The sequence below is a fragment of the Bradyrhizobium sp. Ken01 genome, from assembly GCF_055807355.1.
Map to the genome: position 1 here is coordinate 1 of NZ_JBVVPC010000071.1, position 20,449 is coordinate 20,449.

Genomic DNA, 20,449 nt, shown 5'->3' on the forward strand with positions numbered 1-20,449 from the left:
GCGACGAAGCGGAGCCAGAGGCCCGGAGAGAACCCCATCAAACCGGGCCTTTGCGCTGTCCCTTGAGCGAAGCGCATCGGCGCACCATGTGGCATCGCCTGATCCCTCCGAGAACGACTGCAATGGGCCAGAGGCGGCGGTGAACTTAAAGCGGGCTCGGCGTCTGGTTTGCCTCTGACAACCGACGTGACACGTCTCCACCCGCATTTCGGCTTAGGGCCAGAAGAGGTCCTTCATGACGCCTGTGCTAAACCTGCGCTTTCGCTTCTTCATCCGGGCGGTTTTGACCCAGACGCGGCTCCACTCCTGCAAAAAGCCTCTGGATGTTCGCACGATGGCGGATGATCGGGTGCACTCCGGGGGGTGTAGGCCGAGATTTGATTCGAGCAGGTACTAGTGCCGGTTATTGGGTCATTTCCCCGCAGACATCGAGGCGAAATGCCCAGCGGGGCTTCCCCGGGGGCGGAATGTTGGGATCGGAATGGTCAGAGGTAACACCCGCTTATGATTGCTGGTAGCTGCCGAAGTCACCCTGACCTTGATCTTCGCCAATTCAGCGGCTTGGTGCGTTCAGGTCGGCGGCATTGACGGCTGCCCGGCAACGCTTTTTCGTGAGGCCTGGCGGCTGTCACACCATGCCTTGGTTCACGTACCAACCGGCCTTGTCGTGATGGCGTTGCGAAACGCGAGCGGCGCCGTGATGGTGGTAATGGTTCGCGTGCCTTCGCCGACACCCTGAATGGTGAGGTCGCCGTAGTCCATGAAGCGGCCAAGAATGCTCTGTTTGACATCGACACTCTCAACTTTGTCGAGGCTCATCTCAAAGGTGTCCCGCTTGATGAAACCTGTCTTGTGGACAACCCGCATGTTGGTCACGTCGGTCTCGGTGGTCCAGCGGTGAAACCATGCCGTCGCCGTCCAGTACAAAGCCGCAAGCCCAGCTACCGCCGCGAAGGCCAAGCAAACCGAAGCCAGCACGTCGGAAGTAAAGAAGCGCCACAGCACCAAAAATGCGACCACCACGATCCACGCAGCGATTGCGGGCAGAAAGTACATCCAGTGTTCGTTGGTCGAATACAGCAACCGTTCGCCGGGCTGTATAATCTTGTCGATATACCGCGCCATAACGGACCCTGAGTTAACCCACCACCGCATCATCTTGCGCCCTTTGAGCCAATCGGGACCTTGATTTATCTCAAGCCTTCGATCGACCGCGCCCGGAAGCTGCGGTTCATACGAGAGCCGCAACGATCCCCCTCTAAAAGGGCCGGAGCGAGCTGAGGGTTGATTGCTATTCGTTTGGATTGCCGATGGCGGTAGCGGTTATCAGGGTTTTCTCCCGATTCCTTCGCCTGGCTGGGAGGCAAGGCACTTGTTTGATTGGTGGCAACCCAGAAAGCGGCTCAGGGAACATTCCGAGTACAAAGCGGGCGGTCACCGCTTCTTCGGACCGCACGTTATCCTCGATGAATTGCGCCGCCACGTTCCTCGATATCTCGATGAGGTCGATCAGGGCGAACTGATCTATCCAGCGTGCAAGCGGGCATTATCGGATTTGAACGGTGATGTTCGCTCGGTTTGGGATCACACCCGGCTGGAAGCGATGCGCTATGTAATGATGGTGCCAAGGGCCGACTTTGACTTACTAAACGATGCAGACCGGCAAATCGAAATGATAGACGCTTACCTCCTCCAGCGTCCTCACGACGAGACCGTGGTCGATTTCACGGGAACGGCGGCGACTGATTTTTCGATTGCTATCTTGGCTGGTCTCAATTGGCTAACACATTGCGCCAAATTGGCCGGCGTTCAGCCAAGTAAGCAGTTGGGCACTATTCGTCACTTCAGAAGTCTCGTCACGCTTGCTCACAGGTGGTGGTTAACTGAGGGTGCTGGCGAACGCTCCAGTCAACTGTTGGCGAATGGAGAGCAGCCACCACTCATGTTCTACTTGATATGGTCCGACTACACGAGGCTCGCAAAGCACATCGCTGCCGCCACAGTTTTCGGATCGTCGATCAACCGTGCAGCAAAACTGGTAGCGTTGCCTGCCGATCTTATTCCCCGCTTTGAGGCTGCGCGGGATCCCCTCGAATTGGATGCCGACATAGCGCAACCCCGCTAGCGTTTTGCGCTACGATCCTGTTCAGAGCGATGGCAGCCCACCAAGAGTTCGCTTGGACTGAACTGTTGCAGGCACCGGGTAAACGGTTGTTTGATTGTCGCAGATCGAACATCTAAAGCGCCGGAACGAATTAAACTATCGGATTTTCGCTGCAACGCCAGCGTGTGCGGTTCGTGCGTTTCGGACGACGGGCGGGACCTCTCCGGGGCGGTTGGCCGGGATTGATTTCGGTCAGGTACTGGTACCAGTTATTGCCTCACAGGATCCAAATCAACGATGCCCGCGCGACGGCCGCCAAAGAAAGGCGCATGCGAAACATCGTGGACGAAGCTGGCGAGATCGGTGCGATAGCATCGGATGAGCATACGCTGATCGGCGGTCACCACCGCCTCGCGGTGGCGGCGAGCGCCGGTAAACAACTGTACTGGAAAGATACCGGGGAACCCGTGAAACTTGATCCGTTTTTCAAGGGAAGGTCTCGTCGACATACAGCCTGATGCGCAGGGAGCCGTGACGCGTATAGTCGAGGCAATCATCACGTCGGCGCTGCCTTTCGTGCGTCTGATAAGCGTGAGCCGGTCTAGCGCACTTTTCCTCGCGCTCTCGGCGCACCGCTCCGCTCGCGGTCTTTTTTGGATTTGAGCCATCTCTTCGATCCTCCGCCGCGGTTCGCGGCGGGTCATTAGCCGGTGCAGGGGACAGAGCTAACCGAGGGCTCGATTGCGGGTGGCGGGTCTGAGGACTTTTAGATTGTACCCTCCAACAAAAAGGCCGGCATTTCTGCCGACCTTCGTTTGCTGGAGAAGTCAAAACAACGCGAGATCAGTACTTCGCGACGACCGGGCTGCCGTAATTGCCGAAGCGGTAGTTCACGCGCACCGTGAGCATGTCCACGTCCTGCGTGATCCGGTCGTTCACAAATCCAGCAAGAGCGGGAGGGGCCGTGAACGAATTATTGCGGTGCCCCATGAACAGATGGTCGTACTCAATACCGGCTGACCAATTCGGCGCGAAGCCATACTCCCAACCAACACCCACGGTGCCACCCCAGCGGGTCGCGCTTTGCGCCACGAGTTCAGTGCCGAAAGCGTTTTCGAGGACGCTGAAGCGGTTATCCGTCACCGCCGCGCCGCCCTTCACGTAAAACAGTGACGCATTCCAAGCATAGCCGATCTGACCGGTGAAGAGGCCGATGGCACTGGTCTTGGTACGAGTTGAGAGCGCAGGATTGAGAAGGCTGACGCGCTGGTTGCTGAGATCCGCCCAGTCACCCTGCGCTTCCAGACCAAATACCCACTGGCTGGATTGCCAGCGGTAACCGAGCTGGCCACCAATGACGCCACCGGACCGATCGCGGCAGCCGGAAGCGAAGGCTACGCCAGCCGCGTTAAGAAAATCCACGCAATTGTGGTTCTGCGCCCAGCCTCCATTGCCGCCGATATAGAAGCCGGTCCAGTTGTAGATGGGGGCAACGTAGGGAGCCGGCGCAGCCTTCATTGGCATGTCGGCAGCCGAGGCCGGCACAGCCATTCCGAGCGCAAGCACTCCTACCGTCCCTAGTAAAAACTTCTTCATCACTGAATCCCCACTTGTTATGCGCTTCGGGCGAAGCGGTCAGTTTGGCAAGACTGCCGGTCGATCTACGAGGGACGATAGGCGCAAATCTCCCAAAGGCCTGTATCCGATTGACAACACTCAAGGCCAAAATGAACAGACGCCTAAGTTGATGATTTTTTTAGCTTTTTAGAAAGGCAAATTCATCCGGCGGAAATCGCGGCGCTATCCGGCCCTTCATCTCCGTCCCGGCACTATCGAATGACCTCTGCCGAAACGGCTGATCGGAATGTGTTTCGAAAAAATACTGATCACCCTTGTTTTCTCGTCGGATGATTGATCGAACAGTGCCGACGCTATGGCTTCGATTAGCACGCGATGGGCCTTGAATTCAGCAAGCAAGTCCCCTTTCGAGCCTCTCCGGCGATCAGCCAAGTCGCTAAGCGCGGCAGTGCTAATTTGGCATTGCACAATTTGCTGTCCATTCCTCATCGTAAACTTGAACGCCATCAGGTCGGCATCATACCCAGTGACCATTCCTCTCCTCAGCGGCATGAACCCCGTCCCCTTTTCCCAACGACCCGTGAAGCGGACCGCGCGGTGGGCTGCCAGGTGAGCATCTATAAGGCGCGGCAACTGACCTTCTTGAAGCAACGGAGCAAAGCATGTCCTCAGCGGTTTGCAAATTCGAGACCTGCTGGGATCGCGGATGACGTCACCGAAATCGACCCGGTCTTGGTATTGCAGCGCAGTACGCCTTCCGTTGGCGTCCTTCACGCGGAAACATTGCTCCTCCTCCAACTGGCAAGAAGTCGGAGAATACTTGGTTCACTGGCCGGCGGCGGAGTGGGCATATGACGGCGCGCTTGTACAGCCGACTCCTATCTCACTGGATCGTTGATATCGGACTGGATCCGCACCTGTTCGGGACGCATTCGCTTTGCCGGACCAAGGCAACCTTGATCTATCGCCGACCGGCAACCTGCGAGCCCGTACAGCTCCTGCTGGGGCATACCAAGATCGAGAGCACCGTTCGATACCTAGGCATCGAGGTCGACGACGCTCTCGCGATAGCAGAACAGGTTGACGCCTGACTTCGGGGGCAGAGCAGACGTGCTCTGCCCTGCCTCACAGTCGGCTGCGGCCCAGCAACCGAAGTCAGGCGCGCCCCGCCGCCTGCTCGGACTTTCTTAATTGCCTAAAAGCGACAGCCCCTTTTACGGTTCGTTCTTTCATTACCCGTAAGTTAAGCAAAGCAAACACTTTTGCTGTTTTAAAGCGACCTTTTTTAGAGGTTCAATCATGGGTTTTTTCACGCTCCGTTTGAGTCATAAAATCCTTATGATTGGGCTCATCGGTTTGCTCGGGCTCGCGGTATTCGGCGGCATCTATTTGACGGGCGCGGCATCGCAAGAGGGATCGCGCAAAGTGGCAGAAGAGGCTCGGCTTCTATCGAACCTCAACGAGAAGCTCGCGCGTGACATGCTGGACGCTCGCCGGGCCGAGAAGGATTTTCTGCTGCGACGGGATGAAGCTTCCATGAAACGCCATGCGGCAGTCAGTGCGACGATCACGGCGGAGATGGACCGGCTTGGCACGATGATCCGAACGAGCGGGTTTAGTGGGCTTTCGGAGAAGGTCGACAGCCTTGCCAAGGGTTTCAATGAATATCAGAAGCAATTTGCCGCCTTGGAGCAAACAGAGATCAGGCTCGGTTTGAACGAGAAGCTTGGATTAAGCGGATCGTTGCGCGGGTCGGTGCATGACATCGAAGCCCGACTGAAGGATACGGGAAGCCAGACGCTCACGAGCGGCATGCTGACGATGCGACGGCATGAGAAAGATTTCATGCTTCGCCGAGACCCGAGCTACGTAGAGTCGTTCCAGAAGAGCGCGGACGACTTTGCCAAGACGGTCGCAGCTTCTGATCTTGTTACCGCTGTGAAGACCGAGATCGCAGCCAAGCTGCAGAGCTACAGAAACGACTTTGCATCGTGGGCAGAGGCCGCTCAACGGGCCAAGGCCGACGCTTCGGCATTGTCGAAGGCATATGCCAACATCGAGCCCATCTTCGAGTCCATCGAACAGGATGTTCGGCAGCGCCACGATGACGCCCAGGCGCGAGAGTCGGACACGCTGGCCGCCGTGAAACGCTGGATGCTGATTGCATTGGTGCTCGCAATTGTCGTTGTTTCAGCAATCTCGCTGACCATCGCTCGTTCTGTTACGAAGGCCATTGCCTCCATGGTGCAAGCCATGGTCCGTCTAGCCAGAGGCGACATGACCATGGCAGTCCCCGGCAGCGGACGACATGACGAAATCGGCGAGATGGCCGGCGCGGTCGACGTTTTTAAGACGAACATGATCGAGGCCGAGCGCCTCCGTGCCGAACAGGTCGAGGTCGAAAAACGTCAGGCCGAACAGCGGAAGACCGACATGCATCGCCTGGCCGGCGAGTTCGAAGCCGCCGTTGGCGAGATTGTGGACACCGTTTCGTCGGCTTCGACCGAACTCGAAGCATCCGCAGGGACGCTCACGAGAACGGCCGAACACGCCCAGCAACTCGCAACCACCGTTGCTTCGGCCTCGGAGGAAGCATCCACCAATGTACAATCAGTCGCTTCCGCAACCGAGGAACTGTCGTCGTCCGTGACCGAGATCAGCCGGCAAGTCCAGGCTTCGGCCCGGATGGCTTCCCAGGCTGTCGATCAGGCAAGAACGACCACAGAAAAGGTCGGCGCGTTGTCCAAGGCCGCGGCCAGGATCGGTGACGTCGTCGAACTCATCAATACGATTGCCGGCCAGACCAACTTGCTGGCTCTTAATGCCACCATTGAAGCTGCGCGCGCGGGCGAGGCAGGCCGTGGGTTTGCGGTAGTCGCCTCCGAGGTCAAGGCACTGGCTGAGCAAACCGCCAAGGCCACAGGTGAAATCGGTCAGCAGATATCCGGGATTCAGACCGCGACCGAGGAGTCGGTCCATGCGATCAATGCGATTTCGGGAACTATCGAGCAGCTCTCGGAAGTCTCTTCTACCATCGCCGCCGCCGTCGAGGAGCAGGGCGCGGCCACTCAGGAGATCTCGCGCAATATTCAGCAGGCGGCGCAGGGCACCGAGTTGGTCTCTTCGAACATCAGCGACGTTCAGCGGGGGGCAAGCGAAACGGGCTCAGCTTCGACGCAGGTGCTTTCCGCCGCTCAGTCCCTATCGCTGGAAAGCAATCGACTGAAGCAGCAAGTAGACCGGTTCCTTGTGACAGTCCGCGCGGCCTAGTCATTCGCATGGGATGGATTCCGAATTGGCTGCGACGAGCAGATGTCAGGCTGCGGCCTAGGGCCGGCGCTCAGGTCGACTTACAACCGCTGTCGGAGCGCAGCGGCAGGTGGCTGAAGGCGAACTTGTTTCGCTTCCCGGGCGCGGTGTGGTCGCGAAAGCGGGGCTGTGTGGAACTGGCAGAGGGCGACGTGATCGCGCTGCATCTTGTTGTCGAGCGGATCACGGAAGCCGGGCTGAAGGTGCGGCTGTCGGGGCGCCTTCGCGGCTGGGACGGTGCGTCGCCTGTTTGGACTTTGCTGGTGCGCAAGCGTTAGCGGATCGGGCTACTCCTGATGCGCAGGGGGACGAACGAGGCCTGGGTTAGACCGGTCGGTTCGGCAGCGCGCGCGGTGTCCGGTCTGCATTGGCAACCGGAATTGCGCCATCCACGGTCTGCACGTCAGCTACAGGTCAAAAGCAGCGATAGACGCGATGCGGATTGTCGGCGGGGTTCTTATTGGCCCACGATAGAAGGTCATGCGCCTTGAACGGATCGGCCTAGCGGCGTCGGTGATGGCGCGGCGCAGGAGCCATCGCCATCGACGATCCGAACGTGCCCAACGGACCCATGCCGTCCTGCATCGGTTGGAAGAACCCCGGCATTGCCGCCGCAGCGACGGGACGTTGGCGACTACGGCTCGCGACCAACGTCCCACCGGATCCCATTTGGACAATCGTCGCGGTCACGCTGCGATGGGTGCAGCGACAGCCGAGCGCACTCGCAGCCGCAGGCGATAGATCAAGGAACGCGCCGGTGAATGGACCCCGATCGGTTACCGTGACTTGGATCGAGCGGCCGCCGCTCTGAACCATCAGGACGGTGCCGAATGCAGCGTCCGGTGGGCGGCCGTCATTGCAGCGCAGTTGAGTACGCCCCCGGAGGCTGTTCGGCGACCGCACAGGCGGTCACTCCCGCCGTAGTAGGTGGCGGTCCCCGAGAGACGATGGGCCTCAGCAACGGAGCAAAGCGAGAGCAGGACGATGCTAGTGGCGACAACGATTTCCATGCTGGATCCTCGGCCGTTGTGAATACCCAACCGCTGCGCCATGGCGCCACCACGAGGTGGTCTCGGCTTTCACCAAATGCGATTGCCAAACCAGCCGAATGGCATTTGCCGCTCTGCCAGGCGTGCAGGCGGTGCGACGCGTCTCTTTGCAATTTTGTGGTGACGTTGCACTTTCGGTTCTATCATTTTAGCGTCGGATAGCCGGCTGGACGGTTGCAGTTGCGCAAATGCCTCCCGCCCTATGGTCGACGCGATTATTTCGGGGGCCGCAACATTGGCCTCGATGTTTGCGATCTGTGTGGGAACGACGGTCGGGAGGCTCGTATCGTAAACAATGCGCTCCGGCCATTTCTGGTCGGAACGAATGTGAATGTTGACGGAATGAGAATTTCCCCAATCAGTGTTCGGCATTTTCGGAAGGTAGGGATCCGAAATGAAGAGCAGCGCGAGCAATGCTCCGCCAACGTATAGAAGATATCGCGCGAGGGGCATTCCTCACTCCATTTGTCCCCGCCCGCAACATCGATCGAGCCGCCAGCAACCGCCGAACGTGCTTGAAAGTTCCCACACGTCAACCTTACGTCAAGGGCCGTTCTCGGGGCTATTGCCCCAACGGTCATTGTCCCGATGGCCATGGGATATTGACTTCAACCAAGCGGCGCGCTGATCGCTTCAGGAGCCCTATGGTGCGCTGCGGGCCGCTATCTGGGGGGCGCGGGGAGTAAATTAACGCACAGGCGACTCGCCCTGAGTCGACGCGGACGGCCCTGATCAAAACGGTCCAGGCGATCCCGGAGACTGATCGCGAGCCTGCGTTGGGTGGGCGTCACGATCGCTAATAAATTCAAAGTACGAAATTTTTGGCGGGAAGGTATGCGACCGCCGTCTCCTGTGCATTTGGGGGGCGCCAGGGGGCGGGTCGGCGGTTCTGTGGTCTTATGTCGAGTCAGGAGTTACAAGGCGAAACAAGCATGAGGCGCCTACGTGATGACGACACGAAGTGATCAGCAGCTGCTGCGTGACACGGTCTACGATCGTCACCAACTTTCAAAAACTCTACTTTCTGGAAGATCGAAATTACCCTTGCTTTATCACGCTTTTTAGATTCCAAAAGTGTCTCTTTCAAAATGGGGACAGAAATGAAAATTGGATATGCGCGAGTGAGTTCGGGTACGCAGGATCACGGTGCGCAGATCGAGGCCCTGAAGGCCGTCGGATGCGAACGCATTTTCAGTGAGAAAGTTTCTGGCAGGTCGATTAACGGGCGGCCAGAGTTCGCCAGGCTGATGAAGATCATCACACAAGGCGACGTGCTGGTCGTCTCGAAACTGGATCGCTTGGCACGGTCAAGCCGCGATTTGCAAAACATTCTGCATGAGCTCCAGGAGATAGGGTGCGGCTTTGTTTCGCTCTGCGAGAGCTGGTGCGACACCACGACCGATGTGGGTCGGCTGGTCATGACGATCATGGGCGGCATTGCCGAATTCGAGCGCAGCCTGATCCGCAAGCGGTGTGAAGAAGGTATTCAGCGGGCACGGCGTAAAGGCACGAAGTTCGGTCGGCCCCCTGCTCTTGATCACGGTCAGCGCCGAAGACTGGCTGAGCGGTACGCTGCCGGCGAAACGATGGCGGAGTTGGCCCGCGAGTATGAGTGCGGCGAAAGCACAATCTGGCGGGCGCTCCAATAAGCGTAACAGCCTCTCCGGGCCGCTGACACGGTCGAGGAGCAGCCCATTTCTTCACTGGTGTTGGGGACTCGAAGCCATCAAGAGCGCATCAGCGCCCCCCGTGGAGTCGTGGCGAGCCATTCCGGGCCGTGATCAAACCCCGAGGCGATTAGTCCATGATGCCAGCGGCGATTAGCCGCCGATAGAGTTCATTGTAGATCTCGCCCCGGTCTCGGGACGGAGCCGTACGGTCTGCTAACACCTCCAAGACGCTTTTCACGAACCTTCGCGCCGCACTGGCTTCTTGCGGGTTTAGGGCGCCGAGCCACGCCTCAACGGCCAGCCACTCAATGCCGCATGCCTCCAGCTCGTAAATTCCCTGGCGATCCAGCTCACTAATCCACTGGGTCGTTGCTATCGTAGCCTTCATTTGCCTTCGGGCGCGTCCAATCCGGTCGGTTCTGTCTCGGCTCCGCTTCACCACAGCGGGTTGCCAAAGCTTTGGCCGAACTACCGGCACAAAACGCCCACGTTCATCCCTGATGATCGACGGCACGGTTTGCCTCCAATATCCGATTGCGCAATCGCGCAAGTTTCACACTCAAATCGCCCTCACTGAACAGGGCGCGCGACATTCGTGCCCAAATCCACCGGAGCGCATCAGAGAAGGCTGGTAAGTCACGGTCGAGGAGATCGAGCTGAAAGCCCTGCCGTGCTGCCCATGCTTGGCAAAATGCTTCGTCAGAGGGGACCAGCATGATCGTCTTGCCCGGCTCGCGCGGATCGCAGCGCCAGACAACGCAGAGCCGGTTCCGTTCTGCCCGCATCTCTGCGCGTTGGATGCGGTCCAGGTCTCCAGAAAGGCGTGCGGCTACAAGTCGTGACCGCTTGGCCGCAGCGTTGTGGCGAAAGCAGGTTTGTTGGTTCTGCATTCGTGCTGCTCTACACGGCTGACCCAGCCGAGTTAGCGCGGCGCAACGTGGCATCTCGCGGTTCGGCCCATTACAGCACCGCGCGCGGCCGATCATGAAGTTCTGGCGCTGCGTCTCAGATTGAAATCCGCGAACGCGGCCGCTCTTTGGGTCTCGCCCGCCTCGGCGTACGTCCATGACATATCTTCTCACGGCGGTTATCGGTCCAATTATAGCATGATGCCGCCGCATCGCAGATGGCCAATCTTTGAGACGCGAGGCATTGTTTTGTACGGTCGCAGCCGCCGTGCGGGTCCTAGCTGTCCCTAGGCCCGTGCAATGCCAACGTCTTCCAGCGGATCGTTGAGGCTTGCACCGTCGCGGATGGCATCGAGCGGATCGTAAATGCTTTTGCTGACTTTGGTGACCTCGGCACCGGGGAAGGTAAGTTTTGCCTTGGCGATGTCGGGATACGCGGACAGGAGACGCGCGATTTCGTCGAGCGTGTAGACGGCCATAGCGCGTCCCTCGGCGATGACAGCGCGAGCATCGTCCCTGCTAGGAACGATGGCAGCGACAGTGCCATCTGCGAGCGCCACCTCCCAAACCAGCGGAGAAATGGCCGTCTTGCCTGCCGCCGTGGCGGCCTTGTCGAGCGCTAGCCACGCGGTGATCATGCGCTTGGCTTCGCGACGAACGGCATCGAGGTTGCCGTGCCAGATGGCGGCGTTGAAGAAGTACCGTTGCCTGTCGAATTTCTTTCGCATTTCCGGCGAGGCCAGCAGGCGCAATCGTCCGGCTCCCCACCGCGTTTCCATCTGCGCCGCCGTCAGGTCCGCCTCATCGATATAGGCGCGGCCGGCGAGGTAGGAGCCATGTGTACGCGACCACGAGGTCGGGTCGCCCAGAGGGCGGGTGTCAATCTCCTTGATCTTGCCCATGACAATTTTCTTTCCTTTTCTGCTGGTGAACCCGGCGGATCTTCCTGTCGAGCAGATCAACCCGCCGCGTCAGGCTTGCCCGCCGCTGTTTGGGGTGCGGGTCGCTCGACCTTTTGAACGTTCCCATAATCTCCCTCATCATGGCCTTCCGCTTGGCCTTCAAGGTCTCAACCTCGTCTGTCATCCGGCCCCTCCAAACAGTCAAAATTCAGCGACGCTAACGCTACGCTAACGCTCCGAACGAACGCTCCTCCACCGGTGTGGAGCATTCGTCGGCGAGCCATTCAGGCGTGAACGATTGCATTTCAATGGGTTGTCTCCAGTTCGATCGCATCGTTCAGACTATCGTTCACCCCGAACGAACGGCCCGTTTTTCGACCGTTCCTCGTTCAGAGGAACGTTCAGGCCCATGCATGTACGAAGCTGTCAATCACCGTCGTCCTTCCAGCCAATCTCCCGTTTGCCCTTCGGTGTGATCCGGTACTTGCTGCCACGGCGCTCCAGCAGCTTCTCCTCAATCAGACGACCGCACATGGCGTGCACCTTGGATTTTTGCGGCTGGCCGGTCGCGCCAACGAACCCACACATTGTGGCAAGGTTTGCAATCGAGCTGTTCCGGTTGGCGGCAATGGCGCGCATGAGCATGTTTTCTTGGCTCTCCTGCTTGCCCTCATCTATTTGCAACTTGAATTCCGAGACTGGCTTCGCAACGACGGAAGGCATTAACCGCCCCTCTGCGTCGATCACTCTTGTGCTGTCGGCCACCTCGAGCTCGAACGTCATGGGCTCGAATTCAGGCCCGCGGAACTTCCCCTGCCAGTGCAGGGTCGTCTGTCGCTCGGCCGTCGTCCAAAGCGTCAGATTGCCGTCGACTTCATTCAGGAAGGCGCTGCCGCCCATCGGCAGCAGGTTGTCGCGGGAGGCGTTCTTGACCGGATGACAGTTGACCAGCACTGCGGGCTTGCCGGGCAGGAAGGTTAGTTGCCGCAGTAGCCGGGCATACGCGCCCTGCTGAGAATTGCTGTTGCTTTCATCGCCCGGAAAGTAGGCCGCTGCTGTGTCCACAATGACCAGAACCAGATCGCTGATCGTTTCCGCTTCAGCTCTGATCTCCGGCATTTTGGCGGCAATGTCGATCACTCCAGCCACAAACCGCATCTTGAGGTCTTCGGCCTTGAAACCATAGGCATCGGCCAGGACCAGGAACCGCGCTCTGATGTCGTCAGGATTTTCGCCGGCCAGTAAGAGCACCGTTCCCGCCTTGACCGCTCTGCCATGCATGGGAAGGTCACGGGCGATCGATTGCGCGATGTACAAGGCGACGGCCGTCTTGCCGTGCCCTGTTCGCGCAGTGAGCGCGTAAAGATAGCCGCGCTGCACGACGCCATCGACCAAGTAGGCAGGTGGTGAGAAACCCGCCACGAACTGCTCCGCATTCAGCAGCAGCGGCAGCGGTTGGCCAGTCTTGGGATCGATCCTGGGTTCTTCCAACGGCGACTGATCGGAGTTTGGGTTCGGCTTGGCCGCCTCCTCCACCATCTTGGTGCTGCCCCATTTCGCCATTTCCCGGCGCCACTTCTCCCAGAATGCGGCCCGTCCCCGGCCCTCGCGCTCCAGCAGTGCCGTCTTGTCGACTCCCTCAAGCCGGCTTTTGACCTTACGCTCGTAGATCTGATAGGCGGCTTCGGCACGCGTCTCCCATTCGGTCTCCGCAGGCTTGATCGGAGATTCCCGATACCATTCCAACACGGCGCGCCAGACCACGTCGCGCATCTCCTCTTCGCGACCGTCGATGCGATTGCCGAAGGCATCATAGTCGCCGCCGGGAGACCCAGTATGCTCACCGCGACCATGCCCCTGGTCGCCGCCATGCTGCGCGACCAGCGACTCCAAAGCAGCCAGTAGCCATTCCGGTGCGATGGCGATCTCGATCTCGTAGGGCGCGCACCCCGGCGCCCACGCGTATCGCCGCCCGCTCTCGTGCACGGACGACGGCAGCACTGCAAACCCGCCTTGCCCACGGATATCCACGCCTATGGGCGTCCTGTTGGTCGGGACGCGCCACTCGGGCGGGGCCCGAAACAGGATTTGGCGACCGCCGCCCCCGGTCTGCTGACGCCAGGTTTCGGGCTCGATGCCGCTGTTGTGCACGGCGAGAATACCGCGCCACCACTCACCAGCAGCGGGACCCTTCTGATCGTCCAAATCGATCACGAAGGCATTGCCGCTGGCTTGGCCGGTCAGGATCCCCATGTTGTCGCGAGCCGAGTGTTCGCCAGCGACTCCATACCAGCGCGCAAAGACTACATCCGGGACGAGAGTTTCTTGGAATTCCGTCCACTCCGACAGCTTGGGACGCTTCCATGAGGTGCCTCTCGCCACCTCCGACGGTGAATAGCACGGGATCACCTGCAGACCGCGTGCGCGATACATGGCGGCCCATTCCGCCGGACCGGCGAAGTCAGGATCGAAATCTTCGATCGATGCCGTGCTCGTCATTTCCGTGCCGTCGAGCGTTGCGCCTTGCGAAGGATTTTTTCTACGATCACGTGCTGCTTGGTGCTCAGTTCGTAGTCCCGCGAGTAGCGCGCGGAGACATCGACGGCGAACTGGAATTCCCATTCGGTCAAAATGACTTCGTACCGGTCCGGGTTATCGGAAATTTTAGCCAGTCGCTTGAGCATGGTATCTGGTACCGGCCTGGCGCGCAGATCATCGTTCGGCGGCTCAGGTCCAGGGCTCTGCCGAGGGTGTAGGCGCTGCTCCTGTCCACCGGCGCCGTAGATCAACTCGACGATGGTCAGACCGTGCTTCTCTGCCATCGCCGAAATCACGCGCGCTGCGTTCGCGCGCTCGCCGTCAAATGACGAGCCCAGCATGCCCAAAAGTTTTTCAAGTCGGGCATTTTCGGGTATGTCCAAGACGCACCTCGAATGCAGCAGGTCCTCGAAGGCTCAAGCGTGACGTGGTGCGGGGTCAGGTCGGTTGCCGCCAACCTGACCCCCACGGTTTCAGTCAACCGAAATCCGCGTCCATCCCTTCCTCCTGCGGCGGAGGCTCGGCGCGGGTCGAGCCGGTGGACGGCGGAGTGGGACCCTGAGGCGGCGGCTGCGGTGCGGGTGAATTGGGTGACGTACCCTTGGGCACGAACGTCAAATCGCCACGAGAGGCCCAGCTAACGATGCGCAACGTCGGCTGAAAGTTGGTGCTGCTCTTCGCGCCGCTGCCCGTCTTGATGGGCGTGACCTTCTCAAGCTCGACGACCGGAAGCTTGCCGGGATTGGCAGCCTTCTTCTGCAAGTAATCCAGATAGAGCGCCTCGATGCCGGACAGGAATGCCTTGCTGGTGCCAGCAAGCTCCCGGACAAGGGGAGACCCGCCGGCGCAGTCCTTCGAAAGCTTCAACATCAAGCGAATGCCGTTCTTGTGCTTCGCACTCGGCTTGTCGGGAAGTTCCTTTCCGATCGGCACCAGCTTAAAGTCCGGCGGGGAGCCGGGAAGGAAATCGAACCACCCCGTTTCGACGTTCTCGAGGTCGATAATCGCCTTGAAGTTGGCAGTGATATCGACCGGCTTGCTTTCAAAGCCGTTGCCGGTATCGACGCGGTCCAGTCGATAGAAGCGGCCAGCGCGGGCGTCATACTTCACGATCGGCAAAAAGTCGCCGCCAGTAGATGGCGCTGTAGAAAAGCCGAACACATTGCTCATGTGACTCTACTCCTGTCTTGCTGCTTCGATCAGGCTCGAAGCCCGCCAATCCCGATCGCTGCGGGAATTCAGATATGCCAGTGCTCGTAGGCGAGTTGCCTCGCCGGCCCGCCCCAATAGAAGCTTTCCAAATCGGGGGCAGTGATGCTCTTGAAGAATTCAGGGTCATCCGAGAGCGCGAGCAAATTCTCGATCCTCACCGCAATTTGGCGCAACGCCTCACGATGCTCTCGGATGTTTTCGAGTTCGTACGTCTCGCACTTCTTCGGCGTGACGTAGGTGATCCGCGCGGCCATGTTGTCGGACGCGGCATAAAAAGACGCCTGCCTAGCGTGCGACACCTTGATCTGCGAAGGCATCTTTTCCGTCGTTTTCAGATCGATGATCACACCATGCTGCGCCCACTCGAAGTCAAAATAGCCAATGATGGGCAGACGCAGACCTTTCGGCTGCCATTGAACAAGGCCTTGCGTGCGCGATGGCACGCCATAGCGGCGCAGTTCGTCCAGCGCCAACCTCACCATGTCTTCGATAGTGTCGCGATACTTCTCGCGGCGGGTATCGGGCGACAGCGCCATGAGCGTGTCGTATGCGACCATCGCGACCTTGACGCACTCGGACACCGGTGCATCAAGTTTCATGAGGCCATGCATGACGCCATTTTCGACCGCAACACCGCGGTGCGCCGGCGCACCAATCGGCTGTCGCAAACCAAGCAATTTCTCCAACACCCACATCGGCGTGCTAGCGCAAAAAAGGTTGAGAGAGTGCGGCGAGTGATGGTCGTAATCGTTTGCGCTCATGTGCGCCCCACTCTTTATGCAGAAGGGCGCGATGCGGTGTGCTGAGCCCTGCGCCCCGCCATTTCGCGCTCGCGACGCCAAGCTGCCGCGGCCTCAACGCTGATCAGGGTGCGCGCACCGACCTTCATCCTCACCGGCCCGGAGGCCGCCCGCTGCATGCGGAAATAAGTATCAAGGCTGATGCTGTGTGCCTCGCAAAACTGCTTGATCGAGTAAGCCTTCGGTTCGATCGGCAGTGACTTAAGATCGACGCGAGGGTTGCGGCCGACTTTCCCGCACTTGATCATCACTTTGCTCCGTAGTGCCGTTATATAGCTGGAGCATGCGCAAACTTGGCGCTCTGCGCAAAGCGAGTGAACATTCACCTTAGGTGCGCAAATCCGATGGATAGAGCGAAAAAGCCAGTGTTGTCCTCGCTACCTCCCTTGAACTAAAAGTTAGCTTGAGCAGCCCCTTCAACAAAACTTGATCAGGTCCGTCAATTCGCCAGTGATCTGCGGGCCAGCTTCAGCGACCGCGTAACGCGCACGTCGGGATAGAATCGATTTTCGAGAGAGGGATCTCGAGCCGCTTCATAGTATCGTGCAATGCCTCCGATCTTTCCCGCTTCCGATTGCCAGGATGAGACGATAGCGAGATCGGGACATCGTTGGATTAAGCTTTTGCTTCAAGTGGCGGGATCTTGAAGCTTTACTTCAATCTGGAAGCAGTCACCAAACGTCTGCTACAACAGCGGAGTTGTCGCAACATCGAGCGCGACCGTGTTGTTTCGAGAACGGGACAGAAAGGCGCCGCAATGCCCGAGAACTCCGCGCAGCGTCGTGGACGTATTATCAACGAGAAAGAAGTTTTGGAAATCATTCGACTTAGCCGCACAACTCTTTACCGGCTGGTGAAGGCCGGAAAATTTCCGCAGCCCACATACATCAGTGAGAACCGGAAGACCTGGCGGGATCACGATGTCTACTCGTGGTGGGAAACGGTCGATGCCCGCAATCCCAATCGCGGGCGCGGCAAAGGGCGTCGCCCTCGAAATGTCTAGCGTCCGACGCGCAGGCTAGAAAGGAATGCCGACAAGATCCAAACAGCCTCGAAGCCTCTGAAGACATCGCCCTTCGATCCGACGGGGTTTGCTGACCGCACATCATCGGCAAAAAACGCGCGGTCTCGACGTGACTGCACCTCGGATTTCTAGCAGCATTCTTCTCGACAAGTCACGGTGGCGCGGTCCCCGCAGAAACTACGCCCTCCGAAGGACCCCCAGGGGGCCAAGCCGCGCAATCGGGCGTCGCTCGGATCAATAGGCGCAGATATAGTTGCCGTACACATCGTAGCAACTGCGGCGATACGCAGCAGCGCCAACGGCAGCCGCGCCTACCGCTGCCGCTCCGACACCATAGCCGCGGTAGCCGTAGCCGCGATAGGCCCCACCACGATAGGCGTAGCGCCCGCCGCGCACTGCCACGGCTCCCCCGCCCCGCGGCCCTCGAACTGCGACCGCACCGCCGCGATAGCCGCCGCCACCCCGATAGGCGCCACCGCCGCGAGCGCGAGCATCGGCGTCGTCGGGAGTGAAGGTGACTAGCAGCATGGCTGCAGCAGCCGATGCGATGAGAATTCGACGCAACATTGGGCGTACTCCTTCATTCAGACTGGAAGCCGCGGAATCTCAGTATCCCGCTGAACCGCGGTCCTGTCCGAATCCTCGGGCGCGGGAGCTACGCGCCCTTGACTTGGATCAACCCTCCACGTTCATCTACGTGAACGGAACTGCGCATGACGCTCCGTCGTGAGAAGCCGGCAATCGTTACGCGTGTTGGCCCGGCTCGCTGCCAGCAGGCGCTTTATCTCTGGGTTCGACTCTACTTCGCTTTTCGATCGTCTTAAGGCACCGCCTCGAATGCTTCCGGTGCCGTTTCAAACGTAGGTACTCCAAGATCGAACATCTGGCGGAGGTCAAGCGCAAACTGACGCACGCTTTTCGTCGCGATGAAGCCCAAGGTGATCATCTGTCTCGAATTTGAAAGCTGGGTCGACCCAACCCAAGCCGGCGGCTTCCAGAACCCGCGAGCGAATTTGTAAAGATTTGCATGGAGCTTCCGGCCGTCTGGATCGCGCTGCGGAATAATCTCGGCAACGGATGTGCGCATGCCTGCGCCTCTCGCCGCTGTTTCCGCATTCGGTTCATCAATTGGAATTATCACCCACAGGTGACCATCACTCCCGATGTCCGGAGCCTAATTGGGTTGATCCATAGCTTGCGGGAATTGGGTCTGTTAACCATCCCCAATCTCGTAGGTCACTGGCTGAAGCCTGTCGTTGCTTACTGAATAGTTGTTCAACCGTCGTCCTCATTTTGAAGCGCCGCCAAAACCACGTAGACATGATCATGCTGCCGCTGTCCGATCCTCTTTATCGGTCCCGCGCATGACGATCTTGAGCGCGTCATCCGGCAGTGGTCGCTGCAACACCTTTGCTTCGTCCCACGGCGCACGCATCCACACGTCGCGCTCTTCGTCGGTGGTCAGGATCACCGGCATCGCCTTTGGATGGATCGGCTCGACCACCGCGTTGGGCGATGTCGTCAGGAAGCCGTAGACCTGATGCGGCCCCTGCACCGGCTTGGACTTAGTGCCGCGATCACCGTTGAACATGGTCCAGATGCCAGCGAAGGCGGTCAGCGGCCGCTCATCGTTGAGTGCGAACCAGACGACGTCCTTTTTCTTGGTGTCTGGGTTCGGCTCCGGCGCGTATTCTGCGAAGCTGTTGAACGGCACCAAACAGCGGTTCTCCGGCTTGAGCCAGCGGCGCCAATGCGGCGACGTCGTGTTGCGGATGTTGGTGACCGGCGGCCCGCCTGTGCGAAGCGGCGGCGGCATACCCCAGCGCATCATGGCCAGCTCGCGCCCGGTCTCGGTGTTGCGGATCACCGGAGCCGGATAATCCGGAAACACGCCCGGCATCGGTGCGAGGTTGCCGACATAGCGGTTGACGACGCGGAAGAGCGCCGCGATGGCGGCTTGGTTGGTGGTGATCGAGTAAAGGTTGCACATTGGCGGGCCGCGTTACTCCTTGCGCAGATTTTTCCAAGGCGTGCGTGACACCGGCCCCATGAAATACCCGTCCCGCATACAAGAAGCACCCGCAGCTTGGCACTTACCATCGATGTTAGGCTTGCCGGCCCCGGTTTTCTTACAATTCGCAGTCGCCTGCGTGCAGGTGGTTGCGCTCGCCGATGTGACGAAAACGGTCATGAGGACAGAAAAGACTATCAGTATTCGCACGGCATAATTCTCCGGTGCCGAGCCGCAAGGTCGTATACACCGCCGATCCTACTGGCATTGCCTCAGCCGCAAGGGCTGCTGTCACGCAAGCAAACGAACGCAAATGGCGGGCTACCGCTCGCCCGGCCACCACGTCGAGGGCGGGTCGCTGGCTGAAATCTTGTAAGGTCAGCGTGCGACCAGATGAGCGCTTGTAGGGATAGCCGCGAAGTTCGGAGCACTGGCGGCAGCCGATTGTAGCGTTCGACTTCCTGGACCGGCCTTGTCGGTCACCGCACCTGATTGGGACGGTGCCGAGCGCGGCGACTTGATTGCGCTAAGCTTCAGGCCGCAGCGGGCCTCCGTCGTTGAGCTTTATGATCTACCAGTCGAACGACATTGGCCGGAAGGTCAGTCGTTTCGCAAAGAACCGGCTCCGGCAGCGCGACTGGCGTGAGCGCCGGTTCGGCCAATGGCGCTTCAATTGAGATGAGAAATTCACGGCCTTTCGCCGTGATCTGCCATCCGCTGGGCTCTCGTAGCACGTAGCCGCTGGTGAAAATGTCCAATCCCGGCGCACGTGCAGCGAGCCGCTTCATTCTTTGAGACCAGTCGGGCCCGCTACAAGTCAGGACCGCGAGATACTGCTTCAGGTCTGCAAGCGATGCATGGCCCTGAGGGTGGCCCGCCAAAACTTTCAAAACTGTGATCTGAATACTCACGCGAACCCCGCTGCCGCAACAGGAACGCAAGCAACTATGTCAGTAAAGCTATTACCGGGATGAATTCGGGTCCACCTCACGCAAGTGCAAAATGGTACGACATCGCTGATTCCAGCCATTCGTGCTAAATTTACAACAGGGGCGCACGGGCTCCCGTTCGTTAGTCAAGCGGCGGCTCATCCTGTTCGTCTGCCAGCTTGGTGAGGCCTCGGCAATGTCGGTGCGCAACTCGCGCAATATGGCTCGGCGCAATCACTGGGAGGTATCATATGAGACAACCCGCCATTGTTAGCTCCGCGCCGGCAGCGCTCTTGCGGCGGGCCATTGCCTGGTGGCTCACACAGGTGAAGCATGCGCTTCCGCCGACAATCTTCTTCTTCGTCGGCTTCAACCTGATCCTGTACACTAAACGCCTGATCCTGCAGGAGCACGG

Annotated in this window: 23 protein-coding genes and 1 pseudogene; 7 read left to right on the forward strand and 17 right to left on the reverse strand. The window is 59.2% G+C overall.

What is annotated here, in order from left to right; translation table 11 throughout:
• Nucleotides 1-645: 645 nt before the first annotated feature.
• On the reverse strand, nucleotides 646-1,125 hold the full coding sequence (locus AC0L3S_RS36465) for a PH domain-containing protein (RefSeq protein ID WP_063995469.1): 480 nt from the start codon (nucleotides 1,123-1,125) through the stop codon (nucleotides 646-648).
• Between the two features lie 247 nt (nucleotides 1,126-1,372).
• Between AC0L3S_RS36465 and AC0L3S_RS36470 the strand changes: the two genes are divergently transcribed.
• Nucleotides 1,373-2,125 (forward strand): hypothetical protein, encoded by a 753-nt coding sequence (locus tag AC0L3S_RS36470; RefSeq protein ID WP_473284660.1) that lies wholly within the window; start codon nucleotides 1,373-1,375, stop codon nucleotides 2,123-2,125.
• Between the two features lie 308 nt (nucleotides 2,126-2,433).
• Nucleotides 2,434-2,622, forward strand: coding sequence for a hypothetical protein (locus AC0L3S_RS36475; protein ID WP_473284662.1), 189 nt, complete (start codon nucleotides 2,434-2,436; stop codon nucleotides 2,620-2,622).
• A 325-nt stretch (nucleotides 2,623-2,947) separates the two neighbouring features.
• Here the strand turns inward: AC0L3S_RS36475 and AC0L3S_RS36480 are convergent, their stop codons facing one another.
• Together AC0L3S_RS36480 and AC0L3S_RS36485 are read right to left on the reverse strand one after the other, a co-directional pair.
• The gene (locus AC0L3S_RS36480) at nucleotides 2,948-3,700 is read right to left on the reverse strand and encodes an outer membrane protein (protein ID WP_473284664.1); all 753 of its coding nucleotides are present in this window, start codon (nucleotides 3,698-3,700) and stop codon (nucleotides 2,948-2,950) included.
• Nucleotides 3,701-3,916: 216 nt separating this feature from the next.
• Nucleotides 3,917-4,456, reverse strand: coding sequence for a DUF1488 family protein (locus AC0L3S_RS36485; RefSeq protein ID WP_473284667.1), 540 nt, complete (start codon nucleotides 4,454-4,456; stop codon nucleotides 3,917-3,919).
• A gap of 47 nt (nucleotides 4,457-4,503) precedes the next feature.
• Between AC0L3S_RS36485 and AC0L3S_RS36490 the strand changes: the two are divergent.
• The 3 genes and pseudogenes from AC0L3S_RS36490 to AC0L3S_RS36500 form a co-directional block, all read left to right on the forward strand.
• Nucleotides 4,504-4,773: pseudogene (locus AC0L3S_RS36490) on the forward strand (site-specific integrase); the annotation flags it as partial.
• A 208-nt stretch (nucleotides 4,774-4,981) separates the two neighbouring features.
• On the forward strand, nucleotides 4,982-6,952 hold the full coding sequence (locus AC0L3S_RS36495) for a methyl-accepting chemotaxis protein (RefSeq protein ID WP_473284669.1): 1,971 nt from the start codon (nucleotides 4,982-4,984) through the stop codon (nucleotides 6,950-6,952).
• A 170-nt stretch (nucleotides 6,953-7,122) separates the two neighbouring features.
• Nucleotides 7,123-7,269: a hypothetical protein gene (locus tag AC0L3S_RS36500; RefSeq protein ID WP_473284671.1), complete on the forward strand. Its 147-nt coding sequence runs from the start codon at nucleotides 7,123-7,125 to the stop codon at nucleotides 7,267-7,269.
• Nucleotides 7,270-7,492: 223 nt separating this feature from the next.
• Here AC0L3S_RS36500 and AC0L3S_RS36505 read toward each other — a convergent pair whose 3' ends face one another.
• Nucleotides 7,493-7,807, reverse strand: a complete 315-nt coding sequence (locus AC0L3S_RS36505; protein ID WP_473284698.1) for an RlpA-like double-psi beta-barrel domain-containing protein — start codon at nucleotides 7,805-7,807, stop codon at nucleotides 7,493-7,495.
• 263 nt (nucleotides 7,808-8,070) lie between these two features.
• Entirely contained in the window at nucleotides 8,071-8,493 is a 423-nt protein-coding gene (locus tag AC0L3S_RS36510) for a hypothetical protein (RefSeq protein ID WP_473284673.1), read from the reverse strand.
• A 647-nt stretch (nucleotides 8,494-9,140) separates the two neighbouring features.
• Between AC0L3S_RS36510 and AC0L3S_RS36515 the strand changes: the two genes are divergently transcribed.
• On the forward strand, nucleotides 9,141-9,689 hold the full coding sequence (locus tag AC0L3S_RS36515) for a recombinase family protein (RefSeq protein WP_473284675.1): 549 nt from the start codon (nucleotides 9,141-9,143) through the stop codon (nucleotides 9,687-9,689).
• 512 nt (nucleotides 9,690-10,201) lie between these two features.
• Here AC0L3S_RS36515 and AC0L3S_RS36520 read toward each other — a convergent pair.
• The 8 genes from AC0L3S_RS36520 to AC0L3S_RS36555 form a co-directional block, all read right to left on the reverse strand.
• Nucleotides 10,202-10,600 carry a hypothetical protein gene (locus tag AC0L3S_RS36520; RefSeq protein ID WP_473284677.1) on the reverse strand — a complete coding sequence of 133 codons (399 nt, stop codon included), beginning with the start codon at nucleotides 10,598-10,600 and terminating at the stop codon, nucleotides 10,202-10,204.
• A gap of 305 nt (nucleotides 10,601-10,905) precedes the next feature.
• Nucleotides 10,906-11,520: a hypothetical protein gene (locus AC0L3S_RS36525; RefSeq protein ID WP_473284679.1), complete on the reverse strand. Its 615-nt coding sequence runs from the start codon at nucleotides 11,518-11,520 to the stop codon at nucleotides 10,906-10,908.
• Nucleotides 11,498-11,704, reverse strand: coding sequence for a hypothetical protein (locus AC0L3S_RS36530; protein ID WP_473284681.1), 207 nt, complete (start codon nucleotides 11,702-11,704; stop codon nucleotides 11,498-11,500). The genes AC0L3S_RS36525 and AC0L3S_RS36530 overlap by 23 nt, the downstream gene beginning before the upstream one ends.
• A gap of 242 nt (nucleotides 11,705-11,946) precedes the next feature.
• Complete coding sequence (locus AC0L3S_RS36535; protein ID WP_473284683.1) at nucleotides 11,947-14,019, reverse strand: bifunctional DNA primase/polymerase; 2,073 nt, start codon at nucleotides 14,017-14,019, stop codon at nucleotides 11,947-11,949.
• Entirely contained in the window at nucleotides 14,016-14,441 is a 426-nt protein-coding gene (locus AC0L3S_RS36540) for a hypothetical protein (RefSeq protein WP_473284685.1), read from the reverse strand. The genes AC0L3S_RS36535 and AC0L3S_RS36540 overlap by 4 nt, the downstream gene beginning before the upstream one ends.
• Nucleotides 14,442-14,535: 94 nt before the next feature.
• Nucleotides 14,536-15,228 carry a hypothetical protein gene (locus AC0L3S_RS36545; RefSeq protein WP_473284687.1) on the reverse strand — a complete coding sequence of 231 codons (693 nt, stop codon included), beginning with the start codon at nucleotides 15,226-15,228 and terminating at the stop codon, nucleotides 14,536-14,538.
• A 68-nt stretch (nucleotides 15,229-15,296) separates the two neighbouring features.
• A complete protein-coding gene (locus AC0L3S_RS36550) occupies nucleotides 15,297-16,031 on the reverse strand; it encodes a PD-(D/E)XK nuclease family protein (protein WP_473284688.1) in 735 nt (244 codons plus the stop codon).
• 14 nt (nucleotides 16,032-16,045) lie between these two features.
• A complete protein-coding gene (locus AC0L3S_RS36555; protein WP_473284690.1) occupies nucleotides 16,046-16,318 on the reverse strand; it encodes a hypothetical protein in 273 nt (90 codons plus the stop codon).
• A 395-nt stretch (nucleotides 16,319-16,713) separates the two neighbouring features.
• Between AC0L3S_RS36555 and AC0L3S_RS36560 the strand changes: the two genes are divergently transcribed.
• Nucleotides 16,714-17,073, forward strand: a complete 360-nt coding sequence (locus AC0L3S_RS36560; RefSeq protein ID WP_146159890.1) for a helix-turn-helix transcriptional regulator — start codon at nucleotides 16,714-16,716, stop codon at nucleotides 17,071-17,073.
• A gap of 255 nt (nucleotides 17,074-17,328) precedes the next feature.
• Here the strand turns inward: AC0L3S_RS36560 and AC0L3S_RS36565 are convergent, their stop codons facing one another.
• The 4 genes from AC0L3S_RS36565 to AC0L3S_RS36580 all read right to left on the reverse strand — a co-directional run bounded on the left by AC0L3S_RS36565 (nucleotide 17,329) and on the right by AC0L3S_RS36580 (nucleotide 20,016).
• Nucleotides 17,329-17,661, reverse strand: a complete 333-nt coding sequence (locus AC0L3S_RS36565; protein WP_106947006.1) for a hypothetical protein — start codon at nucleotides 17,659-17,661, stop codon at nucleotides 17,329-17,331.
• A 253-nt stretch (nucleotides 17,662-17,914) separates the two neighbouring features.
• A complete protein-coding gene (locus AC0L3S_RS36570) occupies nucleotides 17,915-18,181 on the reverse strand; it encodes a hypothetical protein (protein WP_473284693.1) in 267 nt (88 codons plus the stop codon).
• 237 nt (nucleotides 18,182-18,418) lie between these two features.
• Nucleotides 18,419-19,084 (reverse strand): SOS response-associated peptidase, encoded by a 666-nt coding sequence (locus AC0L3S_RS36575; RefSeq protein ID WP_106947008.1) that lies wholly within the window; start codon nucleotides 19,082-19,084, stop codon nucleotides 18,419-18,421.
• Nucleotides 19,085-19,638: 554 nt separating this feature from the next.
• Nucleotides 19,639-20,016 (reverse strand): hypothetical protein, encoded by a 378-nt coding sequence (locus AC0L3S_RS36580; protein ID WP_473284696.1) that lies wholly within the window; start codon nucleotides 20,014-20,016, stop codon nucleotides 19,639-19,641.
• Between the last annotated feature and the right edge of the window lie 433 nt (nucleotides 20,017-20,449).

Bases quoted from the DNA above. Each gene is read 5' to 3' on its own strand.
- AC0L3S_RS36465 (WP_063995469.1), bottom strand. From the start codon at position 1,125: ATGGCGCGGTATATCGACAAGATTATACAGCCCGGCGAACGGTTGCTG.
- AC0L3S_RS36475 (WP_473284662.1), top strand. From the start codon at position 2,434: ATGCGAAACATCGTGGACGAAGCTGGCGAGATCGGTGCGATAGCATCG.
- AC0L3S_RS36480 (WP_473284664.1), bottom strand. From the start codon at position 3,700: ATGAAGAAGTTTTTACTAGGGACGGTAGGAGTGCTTGCGCTCGGAATG.
- AC0L3S_RS36495 (WP_473284669.1), top strand. From the start codon at position 4,982: ATGGGTTTTTTCACGCTCCGTTTGAGTCATAAAATCCTTATGATTGGG.
- AC0L3S_RS36505 (WP_473284698.1), bottom strand. From the start codon at position 7,807: ATGGTTCAGAGCGGCGGCCGCTCGATCCAAGTCACGGTAACCGATCGG.
- AC0L3S_RS36510 (WP_473284673.1), bottom strand. From the start codon at position 8,493: ATGCCCCTCGCGCGATATCTTCTATACGTTGGCGGAGCATTGCTCGCG.
- AC0L3S_RS36515 (WP_473284675.1), top strand. From the start codon at position 9,141: ATGAAAATTGGATATGCGCGAGTGAGTTCGGGTACGCAGGATCACGGT.
- AC0L3S_RS36520 (WP_473284677.1), bottom strand. From the start codon at position 10,600: ATGCAGAACCAACAAACCTGCTTTCGCCACAACGCTGCGGCCAAGCGG.
- AC0L3S_RS36525 (WP_473284679.1), bottom strand. From the start codon at position 11,520: ATGGGCAAGATCAAGGAGATTGACACCCGCCCTCTGGGCGACCCGACC.
- AC0L3S_RS36530 (WP_473284681.1), bottom strand. From the start codon at position 11,704: ATGACAGACGAGGTTGAGACCTTGAAGGCCAAGCGGAAGGCCATGATG.
- AC0L3S_RS36535 (WP_473284683.1), bottom strand. From the start codon at position 14,019: ATGACGAGCACGGCATCGATCGAAGATTTCGATCCTGACTTCGCCGGT.
- AC0L3S_RS36545 (WP_473284687.1), bottom strand. From the start codon at position 15,228: ATGAGCAATGTGTTCGGCTTTTCTACAGCGCCATCTACTGGCGGCGAC.
- AC0L3S_RS36550 (WP_473284688.1), bottom strand. From the start codon at position 16,031: ATGAGCGCAAACGATTACGACCATCACTCGCCGCACTCTCTCAACCTT.
- AC0L3S_RS36555 (WP_473284690.1), bottom strand. From the start codon at position 16,318: ATGATCAAGTGCGGGAAAGTCGGCCGCAACCCTCGCGTCGATCTTAAG.
- AC0L3S_RS36565 (WP_106947006.1), bottom strand. From the start codon at position 17,661: ATGTTGCGTCGAATTCTCATCGCATCGGCTGCTGCAGCCATGCTGCTA.
- AC0L3S_RS36570 (WP_473284693.1), bottom strand. From the start codon at position 18,181: ATGCGCACATCCGTTGCCGAGATTATTCCGCAGCGCGATCCAGACGGC.
- AC0L3S_RS36575 (WP_106947008.1), bottom strand. From the start codon at position 19,084: ATGTGCAACCTTTACTCGATCACCACCAACCAAGCCGCCATCGCGGCG.